Annotated in this window: 20 protein-coding genes, 1 pseudogene and 2 riboswitches; of the genes and pseudogenes, 7 read left to right on the forward strand and 14 right to left on the reverse strand. The window is 41.4% G+C overall.

Annotated features, from left to right (window positions below; genetic code table 11):
• Positions 1-345: 345 nt before the first annotated feature.
• From IEW76_RS06005 to IEW76_RS06040, 8 genes are all read right to left on the reverse strand, one after another.
• Positions 346-753, reverse strand: coding sequence for a hypothetical protein (locus tag IEW76_RS06005; RefSeq protein ID WP_188651873.1), 408 nt, complete (start codon positions 751-753; stop codon positions 346-348).
• Between the two features lie 184 nt (positions 754-937).
• Complete coding sequence (locus IEW76_RS06010; protein ID WP_188651875.1) at positions 938-2,104, reverse strand: iron-containing alcohol dehydrogenase; 1,167 nt, start codon at positions 2,102-2,104, stop codon at positions 938-940.
• A 261-nt stretch (positions 2,105-2,365) separates the two neighbouring features.
• The gene (menC, locus tag IEW76_RS06015) at positions 2,366-3,469 is read right to left on the reverse strand and encodes an o-succinylbenzoate synthase (protein WP_188651877.1); all 1,104 of its coding nucleotides are present in this window, start codon (positions 3,467-3,469) and stop codon (positions 2,366-2,368) included.
• The gene (locus IEW76_RS06020; RefSeq protein WP_188651879.1) at positions 3,466-4,959 is read right to left on the reverse strand and encodes an o-succinylbenzoate--CoA ligase; all 1,494 of its coding nucleotides are present in this window, start codon (positions 4,957-4,959) and stop codon (positions 3,466-3,468) included. The genes menC and IEW76_RS06020 overlap by 4 nt, the downstream gene beginning before the upstream one ends.
• Before the next feature lie 657 nt (positions 4,960-5,616).
• On the reverse strand, positions 5,617-6,438 hold the full coding sequence (menB, locus tag IEW76_RS06025) for a 1,4-dihydroxy-2-naphthoyl-CoA synthase (protein ID WP_036782719.1): 822 nt from the start codon (positions 6,436-6,438) through the stop codon (positions 5,617-5,619).
• Between the two features lie 31 nt (positions 6,439-6,469).
• Positions 6,470-7,279 carry a 2-succinyl-6-hydroxy-2,4-cyclohexadiene-1-carboxylate synthase gene (gene menH, locus IEW76_RS06030; protein ID WP_188651881.1) on the reverse strand — a complete coding sequence of 270 codons (810 nt, stop codon included), beginning with the start codon at positions 7,277-7,279 and terminating at the stop codon, positions 6,470-6,472.
• 9 nt (positions 7,280-7,288) lie between these two features.
• Positions 7,289-9,022, reverse strand: coding sequence for a 2-succinyl-5-enolpyruvyl-6-hydroxy-3-cyclohexene-1-carboxylic-acid synthase (menD, locus tag IEW76_RS06035; RefSeq protein ID WP_188651883.1), 1,734 nt, complete (start codon positions 9,020-9,022; stop codon positions 7,289-7,291).
• A complete protein-coding gene (locus tag IEW76_RS06040; protein WP_188651884.1) occupies positions 9,019-10,407 on the reverse strand; it encodes an isochorismate synthase in 1,389 nt (462 codons plus the stop codon). The genes menD and IEW76_RS06040 overlap by 4 nt, the downstream gene beginning before the upstream one ends.
• 940 nt (positions 10,408-11,347) lie before the next feature.
• Between IEW76_RS06040 and IEW76_RS06045 the strand changes: the two genes are divergently transcribed.
• The 5 genes from IEW76_RS06045 (at position 11,348) to IEW76_RS06065 (ending at position 14,480) form a co-directional block, all read left to right on the forward strand.
• Positions 11,348-12,295: a 1,4-dihydroxy-2-naphthoate polyprenyltransferase gene (locus IEW76_RS06045; protein WP_188651886.1), complete on the forward strand. Its 948-nt coding sequence runs from the start codon at positions 11,348-11,350 to the stop codon at positions 12,293-12,295.
• A gap of 258 nt (positions 12,296-12,553) precedes the next feature.
• Entirely contained in the window at positions 12,554-12,946 is a 393-nt protein-coding gene (locus IEW76_RS06050; protein ID WP_036782707.1) for a hotdog fold thioesterase, read from the forward strand.
• Positions 12,947-12,979: 33 nt separating this feature from the next.
• Positions 12,980-13,354: a TraR/DksA C4-type zinc finger protein gene (locus IEW76_RS06055; RefSeq protein WP_229721136.1), complete on the forward strand. Its 375-nt coding sequence runs from the start codon at positions 12,980-12,982 to the stop codon at positions 13,352-13,354.
• A gap of 94 nt (positions 13,355-13,448) precedes the next feature.
• Positions 13,449-13,937, forward strand: a complete 489-nt coding sequence (locus IEW76_RS06060) for a TspO/MBR family protein (protein WP_188651888.1) — start codon at positions 13,449-13,451, stop codon at positions 13,935-13,937.
• A 237-nt stretch (positions 13,938-14,174) separates the two neighbouring features.
• Positions 14,175-14,480, forward strand: coding sequence for a YkvS family protein (locus IEW76_RS06065; RefSeq protein ID WP_229721137.1), 306 nt, complete (start codon positions 14,175-14,177; stop codon positions 14,478-14,480).
• A 341-nt stretch (positions 14,481-14,821) separates the two neighbouring features.
• Here the strand turns inward: IEW76_RS06065 and IEW76_RS06070 are convergent, their stop codons facing one another.
• Positions 14,822-15,409: an ECF transporter S component gene (locus IEW76_RS06070; protein ID WP_229721138.1), complete on the reverse strand. Its 588-nt coding sequence runs from the start codon at positions 15,407-15,409 to the stop codon at positions 14,822-14,824.
• A gap of 163 nt (positions 15,410-15,572) precedes the next feature.
• A riboswitch (FMN riboswitch) is annotated at positions 15,573-15,727 on the reverse strand.
• A gap of 186 nt (positions 15,728-15,913) precedes the next feature.
• Entirely contained in the window at positions 15,914-16,297 is a 384-nt protein-coding gene (locus IEW76_RS06075) for a YolD-like family protein (protein WP_188651890.1), read from the reverse strand.
• Between the two features lie 195 nt (positions 16,298-16,492).
• On the opposite strand from IEW76_RS06075, the pseudogene IEW76_RS06080 reads away from it, so the two are divergent.
• Positions 16,493-17,254, forward strand: a pseudogene (locus IEW76_RS06080) (SDR family oxidoreductase).
• 50 nt (positions 17,255-17,304) lie between these two features.
• Here IEW76_RS06080 and IEW76_RS06085 read toward each other — a convergent pair.
• From IEW76_RS06085 to IEW76_RS06100, 4 genes are all read right to left on the reverse strand, one after another.
• Positions 17,305-18,363 (reverse strand): M20/M25/M40 family metallo-hydrolase, encoded by a 1,059-nt coding sequence (locus IEW76_RS06085; RefSeq protein ID WP_188651892.1) that lies wholly within the window; start codon positions 18,361-18,363, stop codon positions 17,305-17,307.
• A gap of 60 nt (positions 18,364-18,423) precedes the next feature.
• Complete coding sequence (locus IEW76_RS06090) at positions 18,424-19,281, reverse strand: DMT family transporter (protein WP_188651894.1); 858 nt, start codon at positions 19,279-19,281, stop codon at positions 18,424-18,426.
• Positions 19,282-19,984: 703 nt separating this feature from the next.
• Positions 19,985-21,280: a nucleobase:cation symporter-2 family protein gene (locus IEW76_RS06095; RefSeq protein WP_188651896.1), complete on the reverse strand. Its 1,296-nt coding sequence runs from the start codon at positions 21,278-21,280 to the stop codon at positions 19,985-19,987.
• Positions 21,277-21,867 carry a xanthine phosphoribosyltransferase gene (locus tag IEW76_RS06100; protein WP_188651898.1) on the reverse strand — a complete coding sequence of 197 codons (591 nt, stop codon included), beginning with the start codon at positions 21,865-21,867 and terminating at the stop codon, positions 21,277-21,279. Before IEW76_RS06100 ends, IEW76_RS06095 begins: the two co-directional genes overlap by 4 nt.
• Before the next feature lie 127 nt (positions 21,868-21,994).
• A riboswitch (purine riboswitch) is annotated at positions 21,995-22,096 on the reverse strand.
• Positions 22,097-22,303: 207 nt separating this feature from the next.
• Between IEW76_RS06100 and IEW76_RS06105 the strand changes: the two genes are divergently transcribed.
• On the forward strand, positions 22,304-22,696 hold the full coding sequence (locus tag IEW76_RS06105; protein ID WP_188651900.1) for a VOC family protein: 393 nt from the start codon (positions 22,304-22,306) through the stop codon (positions 22,694-22,696).
• Positions 22,697-22,767: the final 71 nt, after the last annotated feature.

Raw genomic sequence — 22,767 nt, forward strand, 5'->3', positions numbered from 1 at the left:
CCTCAGCTTGAGTATGGCGGGGATTTAACTTCCCATCCCACATTATGTAGCATGCTTCCGTTCCCTCTATATGTGGCAAAGGTGGTTCGGGAAATTGCGAGACTCCTGCGGCAGTAGGAGCCTAGGGGAGACCCCGCACTGAGCGGAGCGAACGAGGAGGCTTCCCAGCTCGCCGCGGAAAGCGAGTGATTTCCCGAACCACCTTATTCTCAATTTAAGCAAACGGAAGTATTCTCTCAACTTCAATTGTTCAACATAATGGGGCATATGGAACAAAATCAACACTAAACAGTAACAGAGCCAATAAAAAAAGCAAAAGGATCACCCGTAAAGGGTGATCCTTTTTTATTGCTGTAGTGATGCCTGATAATCTTTTAACTTCTCAGTGGTCTCAGGAATTAATTTTTGAATTTTTTTCATGTCTGGGGATGGCTTCTGTGCTTCTCCTATTAAAGGATAGAGACTCTCTTCAATATTTTTATAAGCTTCTGGGTTCTTTTCTTCAACTTGCTCTTCGATTAAATCCCATGCTTCATCTATCTTTTTACCTGCTTCGTTGACCTTAATAAGTTCCCCATTACCTTGTATAGCTTTTTGTAATGTGTCAATCTCTGCTACCACCTTGTCTATACCTTCTTGTACGGAAGTATCTTGTTCTGTGATCTCTGCTGCTGAAACTTGATGAATGACAGGCGTAATCAGCATACTAAAAGCTAGCACTAAACTTGGAATCATCCAATAAACTCTCTTCATTTCATCGTCTCCTTTTTCATAGTCTCGGGGTTTACCTTTTCCAAATTTATACTTGTTTATGCAAAGTGTTCATTACATTCATTATTCAATGCAGTAAATGAATACAAAACTCCCCCATTACGACATCACAAAACAACACAAAAAAGCCACCGTCTTTAAAAAACGGTGGCTATATCCTATACCTTTAGAACGTTACCTCTTTACCATAATAAGCGGCTTCAAATAGCTTTTTCATTTCTTCTTCAGAAGTTTCACGCGGGTTCGTACCTGTGCATGGATCATCCATTGCATTCTTAGCCATTTGGTCAACGTGCTCCTTGAACAAGTCTTCGGAAACACCAAACTCTTTAAGGGTATTTGGCACACCCATTTCACGATTCAACTCACGAACCCATTCGATTAGAGAGTCTACTAGCTGCTCTTCTGTGTCGCCTTTTAATTCTAGACGTTTAGCCATTTTAGCAAAGCGATCTCCAACTACACTTCGGTTAAATTGAATCACATACGGAAGATAAATACCGTTTGCACAGCCATGTGGAACTTCAAATGTTGGACCACTCTTATGGGCCATGCTGTGAACGTTACCAAGTACCGCATTCGCAAATGCCATACCTGCCATCGCTTGAGCATAGTGAACTTTCTCTCTAGATTCTTGATTCCCTTTATAAGAACTAAGCAAATGCTCATCTAGAGTTTCTAGAGCCTCAATAGCTAGAGAATCTGTAAACGTCGTACGTGGTTTAGCCACATAAGCTTCAATACTGTGTGTGACAGCATCCATACCACTATAAGCAATGACTTTTTGCGGCATAGATTCTACCATTACTGGATCAATCACAGCCAAGTCTGGCGTAAGTTCGAAATCAGCAAGAGGGTGCTTCACACCTGTTTCTGAATCCGTAATAACGGATAAGTTTGAGATCTCAGAAGCTGTACCACTTGTAGTTGGGATTCCAATGAATTTAGCCTTCGTACGAAGACCAGGCAGGTTAAATGGTTGCATAGCATCTTCGAATGAAAGGTTTGGACGTTCATAGAAAATCCACATTGCTTTGGCGGCATCCATTGGAGAACCTCCACCAATGCCGATGATCCAATCTGGTTCATATTCATTTAATGTTCCCAAATGATCCTGGACAAGCTGAGTAGAAGGCTCTTCCGTAATGCCTTCAATCACTTTAGTTTCTATATTAGCTTTCGCTAAGTGACTTTGTATTTTATCTAAATTTCCATTCTCCTTAACGGAACCACCGCCAATGACAAGAACGGCTTTCTTACCTTCTAAGGATTCTAATGTCTCTAACGCATTTTCTCCGAAATAAATATCTCTTGGAATAGTAAAACGATTCATTTCTTATAGCCTCCAATACGATCAGATAGTGGAGAAATAGCCGTTTACTAAGAAATATAAACCTAAATCTAAAGGAATGATCATTTTTACTCATGCAGTTAAACAGATTAACCGCTTACAGATTATACCTTTAGAACTAGCACCTTAAGTCGGCCACGGAAACTTGAGACAGGATATAAATTTCTTGGTTCAAGATAAGGTAGAGGCATCACTAATAAGTAGTTATTCATGAAATAAGAGCATCCGCTATGAGGGATACTCTTACAACAGATAGATATACGTTTCTTGTGTGATCCGATTCACCTGTTGCCGATTTACCTCATACCCAATACCTGGCGTATGTCGGGGGACCTCCACCCTTCCATCTTGCAACTCGACTTCAGGGGTAATGACGTCTTCATGCCAGTAACGTTTTGAAGCCGATATATCTCCTGGAATCGTCATGTTTGGAAGGGAGGCAAATGCTATATTGTGCGCCCTTGAAATCCCAGTTTCAAGCATCCCACCACACCACACATCTACACCTGAAGCTACACATAAATCATAAATGTTCAGTGCTTCGGTTAATCCACCTACACGACTGATTTTGATATTCATGGTCTTACAGCTTCCTAGTTGGATCGCCTGATAAGCATCATGATAGCTTTCAATACTCTCATCAAGACATATAGGTGTGTCCATCCGTTGTTGCAGTTCTCTGTGCAAATAGAAATCACCAGACACAAACGGCTGCTCAATCATCAGAAGGCCCAGGTCATCTAATGACGCAAGGTGCTCGAGATCCTCTTCACCATAAGCTCCATTTCCATCAAACATTACGGAAATGTTAGATGATAAACGTTTAACCGCTTCAATGTCCTCCCTTTCATACCCTTTTCGAACCTTCACTTTTACACGCTTGTACCCTTGACTCTCATAATACGGAACTAGTTCACCAAGATTCTCTGATAAGCTCACGACAACACCGACAGGGATAGAATGCTGAGCACCTCCAATGAGAGAAGCCAGGGATTGATTTTGTTGCTTTGCATACAAATCCCACACAGCCCCTTCTAGAGCCGCTTTGGCCATTTGATGCCCCTGCTCCTTCTCTACTATCTTAGGTAAATCTGCAGGATGGTGAATCAGGCTCTCTTGAAGCATAGGGAGAAAATGGTTTTTCATCATAATCCACGAGGTTTCCACCGTCTCAGCAGTATAAAAGGGAGTTGAAAAGGCTACCCCCTCTCCCCATCCTGAGCGACCACTTGAATCAATCGCTTCTACAAGAATGCCCTCTCTCTGTTTAACCGTACCTGCATGTGTCGTAAAGGGCGTAACAAGATCCATCTTATATCGATGTAGCTTCACAGAAGTCAGGTTCATTGTACATTTCTCCTCTGTTTTAGCCAGTTGGCAAGCTCCCTGCGTAAAAGCTTGTTCGTTGCATTACGAGGTAAATGATTAACAAAGTAAATCTCTTTCGGCTGTTTGTAAGAGGCTAGATGTTCTTTCTGGAAAGCTGCTATATCTTCCCTTGTAAGCGCCATTCCTTCTCTTACTACAATAAAAGCTACTGGGACGCTCCCCCACTTTTCATCTTCCTTGCCAACAACTCCAACTTCTTTCACTTTTTCGAGGCTGCTTAAAACGCCTTCTATTTCAGCAGGATAGATATTCTCCCCTCCTGATATAATCAAATCTTTTCGACGGTCAACTACATATAGGAAGCCATCCTCATCTTTAAACCCTAGATCACCAGTACGAAGCCACCCTTGTTGAATCGTATCTTCATTGGTTTCAGGCCTTCTATAATAACCGGCCGTCACCATTGGACCTTTCACAACAATTTCTCCTATTTCATGGGCACTTGTTGGTTTACCATCTAGTTCAATTGAAAGTTGAGCAGGAAATAAAGGTTTACCAGCCGATCCAATCTTGTCTAAGGCATAATCAGGACTAAGTGTAACAATTTGAGAAGCCGTCTCCGTCATACCATATGTTTGAAAAACAGGAACAGATTTTTCTGCCGCTTTATGTAACAACACTTCTGGAGCAGGGCCGCCTCCTAGTAACATTCCTCTAAAATTAGCGGGATAACGTTCAGAGCCTAATCGGTCTAAAAGGCCATCAAGCATAACCGATACAACTGAAACCGTTGTAACCCCTTTATTCATGATGGCATCATGCACCGCTTCAATATCAAATGAGGTGTGTAAATGAACTGGCATTCCATAAATCACGCTTTTCATAAGAATAGACAGCCCACCGACATGGAATAGAGGAAGCGCAGCCAACCATTGGTCTTTTTCTGTTATACCAAGGTTCAAGGCTGAACTTACTGCACTCCACCAGTGGTTACTGTAAGAAAGCATAACCCCTTTTGGAGAACCTGTAGTCCCAGATGTATAAAGGATCGTATAAGGAGCGTCCATGATGACCTCTTCAAACATCGAAGAGGGAACAGTTTGATAACCTTTCAACTCTTCAAATGATAAAGATGGGGTTTCTGTTTGCTTTCCTATTTCTTTTAATGTGTCCTTAAATGAATCTTCTCCTATAATGTAAGCACAACTGGAGTCGGTTACTTGAAAAACAAGCTCTTCGATCGTTAACCGCGTGTTCAACATCACCCCAACAGCACCCAAATAGGAAAGAGCATGTATCATTTGAACCATTTCAACAGAACTCTTAGCATAAACAGCAATATGCTCATCCTTTTGAATTCCAAGGGAAGATAAGCGTGATGCCATCTCTTTTGTTCGTTTTTGGAGTTCGGAGAATGTCAGGATCTCATCTTCTGTGACAAGAGCTACACGTTCTGGTGTCAAAAAAGCACGCTGGTCTAACCAATTCGGCATTGTTTGTTCGCTCATATTTCTCACCCTTTCCACTATTAACATCACCAAAAATTATGATTATCTAACAAGTTTGTTCAAGAACATGGCAGGATTGTTGCAGACTCGAAGCCGAGAAAATGTTTCCGTTTGCTTAAATTGAGGGTAAGATGATTCGGGAAATCACTCGCTTTCCGCGGCGAGCTGGGGAGCCTCCTCAGTCGCATCCGCTCCCTCCGGGGTCTCCCCTAGGCTCCTTCTGCCGCAGGAGTCTCGCAATTTCCCGAACCATCTTTTCCATATTAGATTTAACGTAAACATGCGCAATGTGGGCTCGCTGCAAACTACCCCACACAAAAGCTACAGGGTCGTTTGTACAAACTAGAGCCAGGGGTGTCTGGGGAACGGGGAGACTCCTGCGGGAGAAAGAGGTCGACGAGACCCCGCAGGGTGGGTTTCCCGAGGAGGCTCGACAGCTCGCCCGCGGAACGCGAGTCGTTCCCCAGACACCCCCAGCACTCAACTAACGTAACGACCAAACCAGACAAAGATAACTCAGTTTCAAGTGTTCCATATAACAAACTTATATAGAACATAATAATCAACAATATCAGACAGCTAATAAAAAAAGGCTGCCTGTGGAGCCCCCATTAGGAGGGGGAGCTCTTCACAGGCACCCTCTAAACAACAATCGGCTTATGGGAAACGCGGGAACTGTTTGAAGTTCGGTTTGCGTTTTTCTTTAAAGGCATCGCGACCTTCTTTTGCTTCCTCTGTAGTGTAATAAAGAAGCGTTGCGTCGCCTCCCATTTGTTGAAGCCCCGCAAGACCATCGGTATCAGCGTTAAAGGACGCTTTCAAGAAGCGTAGAGCCGTAGGTGATTTCTCAAGCATTTCCTGACACCACTGTACGGTTTCTTCTTCAAGCTTCTCTAATGGCACAACCGTATTTACCATACCCATATCTTCTGCTTCTTTAGCAGAATATTGGCGGCATAAGTACCAAATTTCGCGAGCTTTCTTATGACCAACCATACGAGCTAATAATCCAGCTCCGTACCCTGCATCGAAACTTCCAACTTTTGGTCCAGTTTGTCCAAAGATTGCATTGTCCGCTGCAATTGTAAGGTCACATACTACGTGAAGAACGTGGCCACCACCAATCGCATATCCAGAAACCATTGCTACAACCGGCTTTGGAATAACGCGAATTAAACGTTGTAAGTCTAATACATTAAGACGTGGTACTTCGTCCTCTCCTACATAACCGCCGTGACCGCGAACTTTCTGATCTCCTCCTGCACAGAATGCATCATCTCCTGCACCAGCAAGAACAATTACACCGATTTTAGAATCATCGCGTGCGTAAGAGAACGCATCTAATAATTCTTTAACCGTGTGAGGGCGAAAAGCGTTTCGTACTTCAGGTCGGTTGATGGTAATCTTTGCAATTCCATCATGAGTTTGATAAAGGATGTCATCATAATGACGTTCATTAATCCATTCTACTGCTGACATATGTAAATTCCTCCTTTTAATTATAGCGCTTTCATTCAGTTTCACTTGAAACGATGAAGTCATATACTATTTTAGCAAAAGTTTGCGCTTGTTCCACATGAATTGCATGACCAGTTTGTGGTATGCTTTCATGGCTTGCATTCAGAAATTGATCTTCCATTTGTTTGGCAATGGATGTGAACTTCTCATCCCATTCACCCGTAACAAGTAGAACGGGCTTTGTAAATGTGGATAAGCGGTCCCACCAAGATGGTTGTACACCTGTACCCATACCACGTAAAGAAGCAGCTAATCCTTTTGGTGTCTGACTCAAACGCTCTCTACGAATTCTGTTCTGGATATCTTCTGATAAACCTTTTTGGCTTTCAAACAAAGGGAGATCCTCCCATTTGTCCACAAAAGCTTCCATACCCTCTTGCTCTAGAGATTGTGCTAACCCTTCATCTTTCGTTTGACGAGCAAGTTGATCTTGTGTGGAGTGAAGTCCAGGACTTGCACTTTCAAGCGTTAAACTTCTCACCATTTCAGGGTAGGCCATGGCAAATGAAAGAGCTGTTCTTCCACCCATAGAATAGCCTATTACATGGGCAGATGACAAGGACAACTGTGCTAGAAGTTCGCTAATATCCTTGCAAACAGACTCCATCGTAAAATCTTCTGTAACCTCTGTTTTTCCATGCCCAGGAAGATCTATTCTAATCCACTGCATTTCTCCTTGATGGGTGCTTACTAGTTCGTCCCATGTGGAGTGAGACCCTGTAAAACCATGCAAAAGCAATACAGGCTCTCCTTCTCCTATTATATCAACCCAATAATTTTGTTCGTGTACCTTTACATACATCGTCAATCATCACCTTTCTAATAAGGCACGTTCAATTTGTTTCCACTTTTGACGATGCCAAGCAGCATTTTCTTCCCTGTTTGTTTTTACTTCAATGACGGACAATCCTTTAGCTTCAGAAGTTCTACCTAAAGAATCTCGGAATTGCTCCCATGAGGCTACTTCTTCATACTGTCCACCGTACATCTCAATGACTTTACTGTAGTCAAGGGCTAAAGGCGTTCCAAACAAAGGCTCAAAGTGTTTCTTATGCTCAGCTTGAGGCAAGAAAGAGAAAATGCCTCCCCCTTCGTTGTTGATCACCACAATTCGAAGATCTAAGTCAAACTGTTTCGCTGCAAATAGACCATTGAGATCATGAAAGAACGATAAATCACCCAACACAAGAGTAACCTTCTCACCGTAGGCAGCTGCTCCAAGTGCACTTGAGACAACTCCATCTATGCCATTAGCACCTCGATTAGCTAGTGTTCGAATCGATTTTGGCGTGGTAAGCATAAAAGTATCTAAATCGCGAATCGGCATACTGTTTCCTACAAAAAGAGAGCCTTCTTCAGGGAAACTCCTTAAGATCTCCGTAAAGACGTGACCTTCTGAGAGGGTCCCCTCTTCATCTTCTATTAGCGATGCTTTAGCAAGTTGATTGGCTTCTTGCCATTTCTTTAGCCATTCAACATCAAAGAAAGATGACTCAAAATGATTAACCCAAGTGTCACAGAAGTGTTTGCCATCAGCAAATATAAGAGAAGCTGCATTTCCACTTGGTTCTCGGAAGCCTTCATAAGATTCTATAACGTACTGTTCAATTTCAGGATGGTCCTGGAGCATAAGCCAATAAGGTTTCGAAACAGGCATAGCTCCAAAGCGAATAATAAAATCAGGAACAAACTGCTCTCTCACGGTTGGACTTTTTAATATTGCATCATAGCTTTCAATTACATGGTCCTTCTCATGTTGACCAGAGCGAACTTGAGATAGCGGGTCTGCTAGTACCGGAAGCTGTAAATATCGAGCAAGCTGCGTTATCGAAGCTGGTAAATCTTGATCCGTTTGAGGGCCACATACAATTAAACCTTTTTGATGCTTGTCTACCCTTGATTTAATCTCCGCAATGACCTCCGGTTGAACCGTCCTTTCCCCTTGATAAGCATGATGAAACGATCGTGCAGAACCTTCTCCCCATAAATGATCGAGTGAGAAATCAGGAATCAAGGGTGAACGAAACGGAAAGTTCAGATGGACAGGACCAGGGTTATGATCAAGGGATGTGTAAAACGCTCTCGCAGCCTTGCTGCGTACGTACCTAAGCATTTCTTCACTGCTCTCAGGTAGCGCCATCTCCTCGAACCACTTTACGTACTGACCAAACATATGAATCTGATCAATTGCCTGAGGAGCTCCTACATTCCGAAGTTCATGAGGTCGGTCAGCCGTTAATACTAATAAAGGAACACGGCTGTAATAGGCTTCAACAATCGCTGGATAATAATTGGCAGCTGCTGTTCCAGATGTACATACAAGCGCAACTGGCTTTTGCTGTTCTTTCGCTATACCCAACGCAAAAAAAGCTGCCGAACGTTCATCTACATGTATCCAATGGTTCACCGCTTCGTGTTCTGCGAAGGTCATGGACAATGGTGTGGACCTCGATCCAGGAGAAAGGACCACATCGGTTAATCCTGTCTGGACGAGCTCATCTACAAAATTGGCCACATATCTAGTAAGGGTTTCTGTATGTGTCATTCTCTTCCTCCTAAAGCATGAATCATAGGTAAGAACTTAACAGCAGTTTCTTTGTATTCTTCATCAGGATCAGAGTCTTCTACAATTCCACACCCTGAGAAAAGAATGGCCTGATCTTTCTTTAATAACGCTGAGCGTATAGCAACAGCAAATTCACCATTTTGATAACTATCAAACCAACCTACCGGTGAGGCATACCAACCTCTATGGAAAGGTTCATAATCTCTGATAAACTGAAGAGAATCCTCTCTTGGATACCCACCTAAAGCAGGAGTCGGATGGAGCTTCTCAACGATTTCTAATAACGATACACCTTCTTTAAGCGTTCCACTCACAGGTGTATAAAGGTGTTGCAAGTTACGAAGCGGATATAAAACAGGCGAATCTGGTACGTGAACATTTTCACAACAACCTGTTACAGCTTTTTTTATCATTTGTACAACAAAGTCGTGTTCCTGCAAATTTTTCTCATCACGGATCAGCGCTTGGCCTAAAGCTTCATCTTCTTTTGGAGTTCTGCCACGTGGCACCGTTCCTGCCAAGCACGTTGATAACAGTTCATTTTCTTCAACTTTAACAAGGCGTTCAGGTGTCGCTCCCACAAAACAAGAGTCTCCACTTTCAAACGCAAATATATAACTTTGTGTCTGCTCTTCTTTCAATTGGCGGATTACAGAAGAAGCCTTACGATCATCTGAAAATGACAGAATCATCTCTCTGGCCAAAACAACTTTCCCTAATCGTTTACTTTTTATATGATCCGTCGCTTTAGATACAATTTCTTTGAATTCAAAAGGACGAACTTCTTCTTGATTCGTAACCCTCACATCATCTTCATAAGTGAACGTTCCAGCAAGTAATTTCTGGTATTCTTCTGTAACAAGATTAAATAGTTCATCCTCGTTATCGTTTGGATGAATCATCATATTAATCGTTAAATAGGTCTCTTCTCCCCACTCAGTCAACAAATACATTGGAATTAAGACTTTACTGTTAGGAAAATCACTCCATGTTCCATTCTCTTCCTTTAAAGGATCAAACGAAAACCCACCTAAAGCAACAGGCCCTGTGCCGGGAACTTCGTATGGGTTGTCAATTATAGCCTCTTCTAGAACATCATTCCACATTTGCCTAGTCGAGAAAAAGCGATTTTGCTCAGCCTCAAAGGTATAAGCCGACCCGACACCTACAAGAGTGAACACTGTATCAGCACTTGTCCAATATACCCGTTCCCCCTGATAAACTTTCCCCGCCTGGAAAAAACCAAGGGAATCAACTGAATCTAACCTAGTGGTTACACTTATAAGCTGAGGCGTGTCTATATGCTTTCTATTTGAAAGAGCTTTATAAAGCTTTTCATGATAAAACGAAGTTGTTTCAATCAAATGAATGCCCTCCAATCATCAGGGACTTTGTCACTATATATTTTGGCACAACAGTACTATTATATCGAAAAATCATTATAAATCATAAAATCCCATCTTTATTTTATTCCCTTTTTTAATATAGAACAAGTAAAAAGAAAAGCACAGGCGACTGTTCAGCCCCGTACGCATAAGCAAGCTACTGCAAGTCTGCGCAGCAGACTGGAGGTAGATTGCTTATGACGCTAGGGGCTAGGAGCCGGAGCTAGATCTAAAGAAAAGCGCAGGCGGCTGCATAAGAGGAAGTTCGACTAAAACCGTCACGTCCTGTGACAACGTCGAACGACCCCACCTCGTGTGGGGCCGGATAAGACAGCTTTTCGGAAAAGGCGATTAGCCTTTGGAGAAAAGATGACTTATCACGCTAGGCCCTCCCCGCCGGAGCTAGATCAAAGAAAAGCACAGGCGACTGTTCAGCCCCGTATGCATAAGCAAGATAACGGAAGTTCGCGGACCGGACTGCAGTTCTCTTGCTTATGACACTAGGGGCTAGGAGCCGGAGCTAGATCTAATGAAAAGCGCAGGCGGGTTGGTCAAGGGCGTACGGATAAGTAAGCTGCTGCAAGTCTGCGTAGCAGACTGGAAGTAGATTACTTATCTCGCTAGCCCTTACCCGCCGGAGCTAGATCCAGAAAAGCACAGGGGGCTTGGTCATATGAAGAGGAAGTTCGACTAAAACCGTCACGTCCTGTGACAACGTCGAACGACCCGCATCCTGTTATCCCAATAAAAACAGTAAATTCAATACTTTTATATAGAGAAGTTTTAACAAGCATAACTACCCAATACAAGCACCTATATGGTAGCTCCTAAAGGCTCTTTCCGTATTGACAGTGTCATACAGTTTGCCTAAACTGAAATAGGACTATTATAAAATAGTCATAATTAAGGAGAGAAAAAGATGCAAAGCATGAACAAAAAAGATATACAAACAGCCTTGAATGAACGTAAAGGTTGGCAAGTTTGGTGGCGATTGTTACGACCACATACGTTAACTGCAGCGTTTGTGCCTGTATTCATTGGTACTATGTTGGCAGGACTTGATGGTTCGTTTCATTTAGGTTTATTTCTCGCTATGCTTCTGGCTTCAATCCTCATCCAGGCAGCTACAAACATGTTCAATGAGTATTATGACTATGTGCGTGGTTTAGATACAGAGCAATCTGTGGGAATCGGCGGAGCTATTGTTCGTGATGGCATACCTCCCAAAAAGGTATTAGCACTTGCGCTCAGCTTCTTTGGTGTAGCAATGATTTTAGGTGTTTATATCTGTATCTTAACGACTTGGTGGATTGCTGCAATTGGCATTGCTTCTATGTTATGCGGCTATTTATACACAGGAGGCCCTTACCCAATAGCTTATACACCTTTTGGTGAGCTTGTTTCTGGATTCTTTATGGGGACCGTCATTATAGGAATCAGTTACTACATTCAAACGAATATGGTAACATCTCAAGTGATTCTTATTTCCATTCCTGTTGCCATTTTAATCGGCGCAATTTTACTTGCTAACAACATACGTGATCTAGAAGGAGATCAAGAGAACGGACGAAAAACACTGGCCATTCTCTTTGGACGTAAAGGAGCCATTCGCTTCCTTGCCACGTTGTTTGGGTTAGCTTACGTATTAACAATTATTTATATTGCAATTGGCTTACTTCCTTTATGGTCTCTAATCGTATTGATCAGTTTAGCTAAACCCAAAGGAGCTGTTCAAACATTCTCCAAAAATTCTACTCCTTTGGCAATGATGCCAGCTATGAAATATACAGCTCAGACCAATACAATCTTTGGCTTTTTACTTGGCCTTTCGCTATTATTTCAATTTATTATACCCGTATCATGGTAAAAGGAAGCAGAATAATGGAACATTTCACTTTGAAGCGCACCCATCGTTCTGTCTAAATGAAATAGGTAACCAAAATAGTTCATCATTATTCAAATGCTCCCCTCTAAGTAGACAGTTTAAATTAATAACTGTTGTCTTTGGAGGGGAGCATTTTTATTCAAAGGCAGGATTGTCCACATCATAAGAGGAATACAGATAGAAGTACCGTTATGTTTGATTCTAGATTGAAAAGGAAATAAAAAAGAAAGGAACGATGATATGAATTTAACAGCTAAAAATACATTATTGGGAGCTTTAGGGATTGAAGAGGTTGAGATGAAAAAGGAACGTGTCGTTTTGTCTATGCCTGTAGATGAGCGTACCCACCAGCCTCTTGGTTTTTTACACGGAGGGGCAAGCGTCGCTCTTGCGGAAACAGCAGCAAGTATTGGTTCTATTCTCCACGTTGATATGGAAGAATATAATGTGTTCGGCATTGAAATTAACGCCAACCATATTAAAGCGAAGCGAAGCGGTACGGTTTACGGCATTGCTACTCCAACACACATTGGGAAAAGTACAATGGTATGGGAAATCAAAGTAGTGGATGAAGAAGATGAACTGATCTGCCTTTCGCGCTGTACCGTCGGTGTTGTTCCAAAAAAGAAATAGTCTCTCCTCCTCCCTCATTTGAAAGGAGTATTCATGATGTTAACTGATCAGCAATTACAAGAACTTAAAAAGCAACTACATGTTATGAAAGAAGAAGCGGAAAAGGAACACCATAATCATGATGGTTATGTAAATGAAGAAGAGGACCAAGGAAACTCAGTCGGTGAATTATCAAATGTAAATAGCCACCCCGGCGACCTTGGCACTGAGAAATTTGAACGAGAAAAAGCTTACACTCTTAGCGAACATGCGGAGGAACAGCTTGAGGAGATTAATGCAGCACTCGAACGTATAGAAAAAGGAACATATGGCTATTCCGAACATTCAGGGAAACCCATCCCCTATGAGCGACTACAGGCGATGCCTACTGCTCGATACTTGGTTGAAGAACAAGAAGAATCCTCTTAATGGAAAAGGCACATATGAGGCAAGCTATATAACAACATATGTTGTGTAGCTTGCCTTCCTCTTTGTCTAATTCATTGGAAAGGAGCAGGAGATCATGAACAAAGTAGTAAAAGGAACTCTACTTTTCTTACTTATTTACGGGTTATTTAGCATATCAGGATTCTTGTTTCCTATTGATCAAGAATGGTATAACAGCTTAGACAAGCCTTCCTGGACTCCATCAGGATCAATAATCGGAATCATTTGGGCTGTACTTTTCGCCTTTATCTCACTATCTATTGTGTTGGCGTGGAATTCAAAGGGAGAAGAGCCATTTTCCCCACTGTTTTGGATCATCTTTATTATTAATTATGTAACGAATCAATTATTTAGCTTCTTCCAATTTGAGATGAAAGACTTACTACTTGCGACGGTAGATACTTTTTTAGTAGCCGTTACAACCGGCATTCTAATCATTTTAATCCGGAAGTACAATAAGGTTAGCCCATGGCTCCTTGTGCCATACCTCCTTTGGACAACGTTTGCTACCTATTTAGCCTTTACTTTTTATAGGTTAAACCCAACGGAAACATTCCTGATGTAGGGAACAAAATCCTCATTACCTTTGTAAACGTTTAACAAATCCATTAAAATGTATGAAGAAGTTATTGATTCTATTTAAACTTCTTGTTTAAATAGAAAAAAGAATCATGTTAGAGTAATACTCTAGGGAGAATGACGGCCTTTGAATAAGGGTATAGATAAGGAAACCCTTGGCCTGAATCTTGACACAAACGAAAAACAAAAAACAACTACATTTCACTAGGAAGGGGAACTTCTCATGGCTGATGAAAATATGAGCAAAGATTTAGTAAATGCTGCGTTTGAAAAGAAAAATGCAGAAGAAGAACAGCAACAACAAGAGGAAGAAAAAGTAAAAGAAGAAGATAAAGCAACCGAAGGCGATATTATCACCTTCCAAAGAGACGGCCAACAGTTAGAAGCTGTCGTAACTTCTTCTAAATTAGAAAACTCGGTTGTTTGCGACATGACAATCATGGATGATTTTCATGAGCGTAATTTAGACTTCGAGAAAACCGTTGTCGCTCATACAAAATACAGCATTAAAAAACGCCGCGACGTTTAGGTTCAACCATAAAGAGCATCACACTTCTAAAGTGTGATGTTCTTTTTATCAAACACCCCAACCCCATACCCCTATTTAATATAGAATATTATTGAATAGCAGGAACTTTTATGTAGATAGGGTCGTTACTTTTTTTGAGTGCTAGAGATGTCTGGGGGACGACTCGCTTTCCCGAACCACCTCACGCTCCAACAACGCAAACGGAAACATTCTGTCAGCTTCGAGTCTTCAACATCACTACCATATTCTTGAGCAAATATTGATAAACATTAAGTACATATTCAAGAATACAAAGAAGTCCCCTGCACATTAGTGCAGGGGACTTCTTTATATATTTATTGCTATGCAGCTTTAATTGATTTCGTTTGTTTCTGTTCAAACCATGGCCTCATTTTTACGAATAAAGGAACAAAGAGCATTCCAACGATAATGCCTTTTACAGCATTAAACGGCATGATAAATGCTGTTACATAGGCCATTTTTGATCCTGCTACTTCAAAGCCCATCAACCATGTATAAGCTGGTAGGATGACAAGATAGTTTAATACAGACATACCGAGTGTCATTACGATCGTACCTGTCACAAGACCAGATACAACACCTTTTACACTCTTGAAACGGTGATATAACAAGGAAACTGGCAAGATAAACATAACTCCAGCTAAGAAGTTAGCACTTGCACCAATAGGGTCTCCACTTCCAAGCATGAAGTGAAGGCCATTTTTCATAGCTTCCACAATAATACCGGCTACCGGTGAGAATATTAATGCCGCAAATAAAGCTGGAACATCACTGAAATCCACTTTTAAAAATCCTGGCAAAAATGGAAGCGGAAAGTCCAACAGCATTAATAATAGTGATATGGTGCTCATTAACGAGAGCGTAATGAGCTTGAATAATTTGGATGACTGACCTCTTGGTTTCATCATCGATCTCCTCCTTCATCTTTACTCTCGATTCACATCCCAGATGAAGGTGAGCGAATAAATCGCTATAGTGCATTCCATCAAAAAATCCCTCAAGCATATAGTTGCTTCAGGGTTGATAAAAGACCATAGAGAAATAAAGGTATCATATATACCTATTTTCGCTCTACATCTTCTCCCATCCAGACTGTAACTGTCGGTCCCGGATTCTCACCAGGTCCACCGATCGGCACATATATGCGCCAAGCGGGTCACGGACTTAGAACACCAAGTGGGTCCCTCACCGTCGGTCGGGAATTTCACCCTGCCCCGAAGATGGAATCGTATTTAGTTGAGTACAATTCTCATTATAACTTCTAATTGAGAATTTGAACAGTAAAATGTTTCACAAAATGAACATCCATTCATTTTTCTTTCTCATTCTCTTTTCCATTGCTATTCTTAAGGTACATATGCTCAGCTTTATAGTATGTACCAGCTTGCTATATGGTGAGCATATATTGATTATTATAGTATTTTAATATCTGTAATCGCACGAATGTCTATCGATAATTCAGACTTACATGCTAACTTTATAACTCTAATTTTCTTATTCGCCGCCTCAAGAGCAGAAATTTTTACCCTTTCTTCACACAACGAATCTCCATAAAAGTAACGAAGTTGAACTGGAAGAGAATCGTTCAAGGCTCTCCTTACTAAAAAATCAACTTCGACAGCCTTATCCATTGCGATCAACCCTTTCTTCACCCGTTCATCCTCTTTCCAGACTTTTTTCAACGTCGCAATGTGCTCTGTTAACATCAAGCTGGTCCACTTAATCGTTCCCTGGTTTTGTCTATTACTTTCTTTCTCCACAACTACCCCTCCAATAAAAAGAACGTACGTTCCCATTATACACATACTCCCTTTAAAAGAACACCTGATTATGAAATTTATAGCTAAGATTAATAGGAGCGGAATGAATCGAAGAAAAAATATTTCAATATTCACAAACGATAAAGAAAGGATTTTTCTCCACTTTCAGCGAAGTTGCATATATAGGGTTTTGTAAGCGCTCTATCAATGATACATAAAGGAGATTTTTTGATGAGTTATGATTTATTTAACTTAGAAGGAAAAGTAGCTGCCGTTACTGGTTGCACGCGAGGCATTGGACGCTCTGTCGCTACAGCATTAGCTGAAGCAGGAGCAAATCTAGCGTTACTGCAAAGAAATTGAGATAAAACCGATCTAAAAGAGGAAATAGAACGCTTAGGACGAAAATGCGAAATTATTCCTTGCGATCTAAATAGACAGGAAGAGGTAGAACGCGCTATACCTGATGTTGTGGAACGTTTTAGTCAAATCGATATTCTTGTCAATGCAGCAGGGATCCAGAGACGATCTCCGGCTGTGGATTTTCCTCAATCTGATTGGGATGACGTGTTGAATATCAATCTAAAAACAACATGGATACTATGTCAGCAGGCCGGACGGTATATGGTTCCACAAAAAAGCGGAAAAATCATCAACTTTGCTTCCTTGCTTTCTTATCAGGGCGGTATCAATGTTCCTGCATACGCAGCTTCAAAAGGCGGGGTTTCACAGTTAACGAAGGCGTTATCCAATGAATGGGCCCAGCATCATATAAATGTAAATACGATTGTTCCTGGTTATGTAGCCACAGAAATGAATACTGCATTAATCAATGATGAAAACAGGAATCAACAAATACTAGACCGCATCCCTGCCGGAGACTGGGGGAAACCGGATGACTTTAAGGGGACTGCAGTGTTTCTTGCTTCAGAAGCTTCGAATTACGTCCATGGTCATCAATTAGCCGTTGACGGCGGATGGTTAGGTAGATAAGAAAGCCCCCGAATCATTTCCGATTCGGGGGCTTTTTTCCTTCTTCTTGATTAATCTTCTAACGGATTAAGACTTTCCTGACCTGTCATACTTTCAATCATCGTAACTAGAAGCTCAATTTCTTCATCAATGTCCTGTATGCTCGCTGTTTCAACTGGCGAATGCATGTATCGTAGCGGCAATGATACGAGACTAATTGGGACGCCCTTCCCTGTTAGACGCATTTTATCGGCATCGGTACCCGTCATACGAGGAGTAAGTTCATATTGAACGCTCATCCCTTTAGACCTTGCCGCTTCTTCTAGTAAACGATTTATCTTAATATTGATCGGCGCACCTTTCGCTAATACAGGGCCACCTTCTAGTTTAATATCTCCATGCTTGTTCTTATTCACATAAGGATAATCCGTCGCAAATGTTACATCAACAGCAATCGCCATAGTCGGTTCAAGACCAGCAGCTGCGAAATAGGCACCGCCCATATTCGTTTCTTCGTTTACAGTACTCGCTGCATACACACCTACATTAATATTCTTCTGAGACAATTTCCTCAATACTTCTGCTACAATAAAAGCGCCCGTACGGTTATCCAACCCGCGACCTGATATGTATCTGTCCATCATAATTTCCGGTTCACGCTTATATACAGCAAGATCACCAATCTGAACGAATTTCTCCATTTCCTCTTTAGATTTAGCTCCACAGTCAATAAAAAGGTCATCAATGCCAAAATCACCTTTTAACCCACCATGGTGCTGCGCATTTACACCAATTACGCCCGTAATCGTTCCTCCTTGTCCCAGAACAGTCACTTTCATGCCAACAGCCGCTTTCGGATTAATGCCCCCCATTTTGTCAAAATGTAAGAAGCCATGATCATCCACACGATTCACGACTAGCGCAATTTCATCACTGTGACCCGCCAGAAGGATTTTAAACTCCGCTTCAGGGTTCAACACCCCGATGACATTTCCAGCGTTGTCTGTACGAATTTCATCCGCATATGGCTTCACGTATTCGATCCATTTCTTTTGGATCTCCATCTCCATACTCGACGGAGATGGGGTTTGTAATAATTCCAATAAAAAGTTTTGTTCTGATTGTTCCATCCACTATTCCTCCCTAATCGTTTCCTTCATCTTATCAATTTCCTCGCCCATAGACCAATGCTAGGACGCTCCAACCTTTTTATTCTTCCAAAACATATAGAAAGAAGCTCCAAAGATGATCGCATAACCAAGAAAACTTAATGCATCAGGTACTTGATTAAATACCACGATACTGATGACCGCTGAAAATAAAATATTCGTATAGAAAAAGATCGAAATTTCTTTGGCGGGAGCAAATTTATATGCAAGTGTGATTCCAAACTGGCCTACTGTCGCAAAGACACCAGCCAACAGCAAATACAAGGTTTGCTGTAGAGACATCGGCTCATAAAATAGTGCCACAAATGGCAGTAATACGACGGTGGAGAAGAATGAAAAATAGAAAACAATCGTATAATACTCTTCTTTATCACCTAAAAAACGAAGAACTGTATAGGCAAGGGCGGCAAAGATAGCAGATGAAAGACCTGCCATATAAGGAATTGTCTCCACCGAGAACTGCGGTTTTATAATAAGTAATGTGCCTAAAAAAGCAATGATAATCGCAACAACCTGAAACTTCCTCGCCTTTTCATTTAGAAATAGTGCTGAAAAGATAATAAGAAGAAAAGGGCTCAACTTATTCAACATATCGGCATCTGACAATACAAGATGATCAATAGAGTAGAAATAGAGCACCATTCCAAGTGTTCCAAGCGAAGATCTTAAAATTAAGTATTTCTGGTGTTCCTTTTTACCAAAGAATCGTTCTTTGTTATATAAAACAAAGCCAAATGCTATAAATGCAGAAACAATGTTACGAAACATCGTCTTTTGTACCGCTGGTAGGTCTCCGGAAAGTTTAACGAACGTAGACATTATCGCAAATCCGAAAGCAGCGCTTAATAATAGTAGTATTCCTTTATTTGTATTGCTCATAATATTCCTCCAACGTATGTGCTTCTTGATGATTTCAAACGTTCGTATCGTATCCTCAACACGCCCCATTGTCAACTATCTTGCCCCTCACCAAACCCTTTTCATGCACATGAACACGGTGTATCCTCTGAACCATCCCCCATAAAAGCTCCCTTATATGGAAGATTTGATGCTGAGACACTTTTGTGTGGATAGGGCCGTTACATTTGTTTAGTATTTGGGGTGTCTGGGGAACGACTCGCTTTCCGCGGGCGAGCTGTCGAGCCTCCTCCTTCACTTCGTTCTGTCCGGGGTCTCGTCGACCTCTTTCTCCCGCAGGAGTCTCCCCGTTCCCCAGACACCCCATGCTATATTCTGCACAAACGGCCCAGCCGCTTAAGTGTAAGAAGCGAACTTGCGCCGTATACGGTATGTTTCCGTAAAGTCTAATATGGCAAAGGTGGTTCGGGAAATCGCGAGACTCCTGCGGCAGTAGGAGCCTAGGGGAGACCCCGGAGGGAGCGAATGCGACTGAGGAGGCTCCCCAGCTCGCCGCGGAAAGCGAGTGATTTCCCTAACCACCTTACTCTTAAATAACTTAAACGGGAACATTCTCTCAGTTTCGAGTTTTCAACGATCCTGTCCTTTTATTGAACAAATGAAAACGAACAAGTTTAGTAGACCATAAAAAAGACCAAATCAAGGGATTTGGTCTTTTCCTATTTTAGGATGCTATTGACTGTGATCTTTCTGGTTGTTCACGTTTCATTTTGTGAGGGACAACATTTAAAAAGAGATTTAACAGAATAGCGGTTAAACTACCTGCTACAATACCATTATCCGTTAAAATTTGAACCTGTTCAGGGAGTTTGGCGAATAAGTCAGGGGCGACGGTTACACCTAATCCCATACCGACAGAACAAGCGATAATTAATAGGTTTTCTTGCTCTTTTAGGTCAACTTGACTTAACATTTTAATTCCGTAAGCGATCACCATTCCAAACATCGGGATCATTGCTCCTCCTAGAACGGGTTCAGGAATTAATGTAGTAATGGCACCTATGACAGGAAATAGTCCGATTCCAATCAACATAGCGCCTGCAATGTAAATGACGTTTCTTGATTTTACGCCTGAGAGCTGAACAAGCCCAACATTTTGCGAATACGTAGTATAAGGGAAAGCGTTCATGAAGCCGCCGAACAGAATAGCTAATCCTTCTGCACGGTATCCTTTTGTAATGTCTTTCTCTTCAATCTTTCTATTCGTTATATCACTTAGTGCAAAATAAACTCCTGTAGATTCTACAAGACTGACGATCGCTACTAGAATCATCGTTAAGATTGGAGTCACTTCAAATGTTGGAGCACCGAAATAGAATGGAGTTGGAATTCGGAAGAGTGCAGCATCTGCTAAAGAAGATACGTCTATTTTTCCCATGAAGATCGCAACAAGACTTCCAGCTACCAATCCAATTAAAATAGAAACAGACCGGATAAATCCTGTGAACGCTCTTTGCAGCACAATGATTAAAAGGAGTACACCAAAGGCAAGGAGAAGGTTTGAGATACTTCCGAAATCTTCACTCCCTGCACCTCCAGCTACATTATCCATTGCGACAGGGATGAGAGTAATTCCAATAATCGTCACCACAGAACCTGTAACGACAGGAGGGAAGAAAGAGACAAGCTTCCCAAAGATCGGTGCACACACTAACACGAATAAACCTGCTGCAATGATTGCCCCATAAATAGCTGTAATCCCTGAGCTACTTCCAATGGAGATCATCGGGGCTACTGCTGTAAACGTACACCCTAAAACAACCGGTAAACCTATGCCAAAGAATCGATTGCTAACAGCTTGAAGGATCGTTGCTACACCACACATAAGTAAGTCAATAGATACAAGATAAGCTAAATCCTCCGCGTTCAAGCCTAAAGAGCTACCGACAATTAAAGGAACGATGACAGCTCCTGCATACATAGCTAATACGTGCTGCAACCCAATTGTTATGTTCTTCATGCATGAACACCCGTTTCTTCATAGAATGTGACACAACCATTTTGAAGGGATTGAATACGAGCTAAGGATTCAACTTTTATTCCTTTTGATTGTAAGATGTCCCTCCCTGATTGGAACCCTTTTTCTATTACAATTCCGATTCCGGCAACTTGTGCACCAGCCTGTTGGACGATATCCATTAATCCAAGAGCTGCTTGGCCATTTGCTAAGAAATCATCAATAATGAGTACACGGTCCTCAGGGGATAAGAATTCGGATGATAAACTGATTTCGCTCCACTCTTGTTTTGTAAAGGAATATACTTTAGAGGTAGCAAGACCATCTTGAAGCGTTAATGATTTTCTTTTTCTAGCAAAAATCACCTTCACCCCCATAGCCAACCCTGCAGTTACAGATGGAGATATCCCTGAGGATTCAAGCGTAACGATTTTCGTTATTCCTTCTTGTTTAAAACGTTCTCTGAATGCTTCCCCTATTTCCATCATTAAAAGAGGGTCCACCTGATGATTTAAGAATGAATCAACTTTAAGCACCTGATCACTTAAAACTTTACCTTCTCCCTGAATTCTTTGCTTTAACAATTCCATAATCTATTCTCCTAACACAGACGCACCCTGAATAAAAAAACCTCACAAAAGGCACGAGTATCGCGCCATTTGTGAGGTTTCATTCTACAAGCAGTAAGAAAGGGAGTTAGCCTTTAAGCTAACTTCCACAAATGTATGCAATACTCATAGTCAGACCATTTACGGTAGCCTGGTAGAAACTTGCGAGCCATATCCTCGCCCTTATATGAGTACGTCTTAAATATTTTGTTGAGGTTAATTATAGGGGACTACTCCAAAGAATTCAACCCATTTTTTACCCTGTCACGAATATAAATCACAAAACACCTATGAATGTTCGTATTTTTAAGAGGAGTTTTGATTTCGCTATAAAGGGAAGTCTATAAAATATACACCAAGAACTATTCTATTTCGATCACCTACTCATCAAACTACATTTTTCAGGAGGCGAATTATTTTGAATATATGTGCAATTAATATTTATGTAAGCGATTTGGACTTCGCCATTCAATGGTACAATGAAGTACTAAACTTAAAGAAATCAAGTGAACATGACAATTATCCTACTTGTATAGACTTATTACACGATCACAACATTCGATTAACACTTCATAAAACAGAGCGTGATACAGATATTGATATCTGGAAAGAAGCATCTACCATTATTACATTCGAAGTTGAAAACATTCGCGCTACCATGAAAGACCTGAAAGAACGCGGAGTGCGCTTTTATGACGAGGAGCCCGTGTGGTTCCCGGATGGAGAACGTATTGCGTTTAGCGACCCTTTCGGTAATGTTCATGAGCTAGCTGAATCCAGAGAAAATGCAAGTGAAGAGAAACCATGCTAAAAAGAACCTATTTATAGGTTCTTTTTTTATTCCACCTAATTCCCTAAGAAGGCGAACATGGTTTATAAAAA

Origin of the sequence: Pontibacillus salipaludis, from assembly GCF_014642405.1 — a bacterium.
GTDB classification, from domain to species: Bacteria; Bacillota; Bacilli; order Bacillales; family BH030062; genus Pontibacillus; species Pontibacillus salipaludis.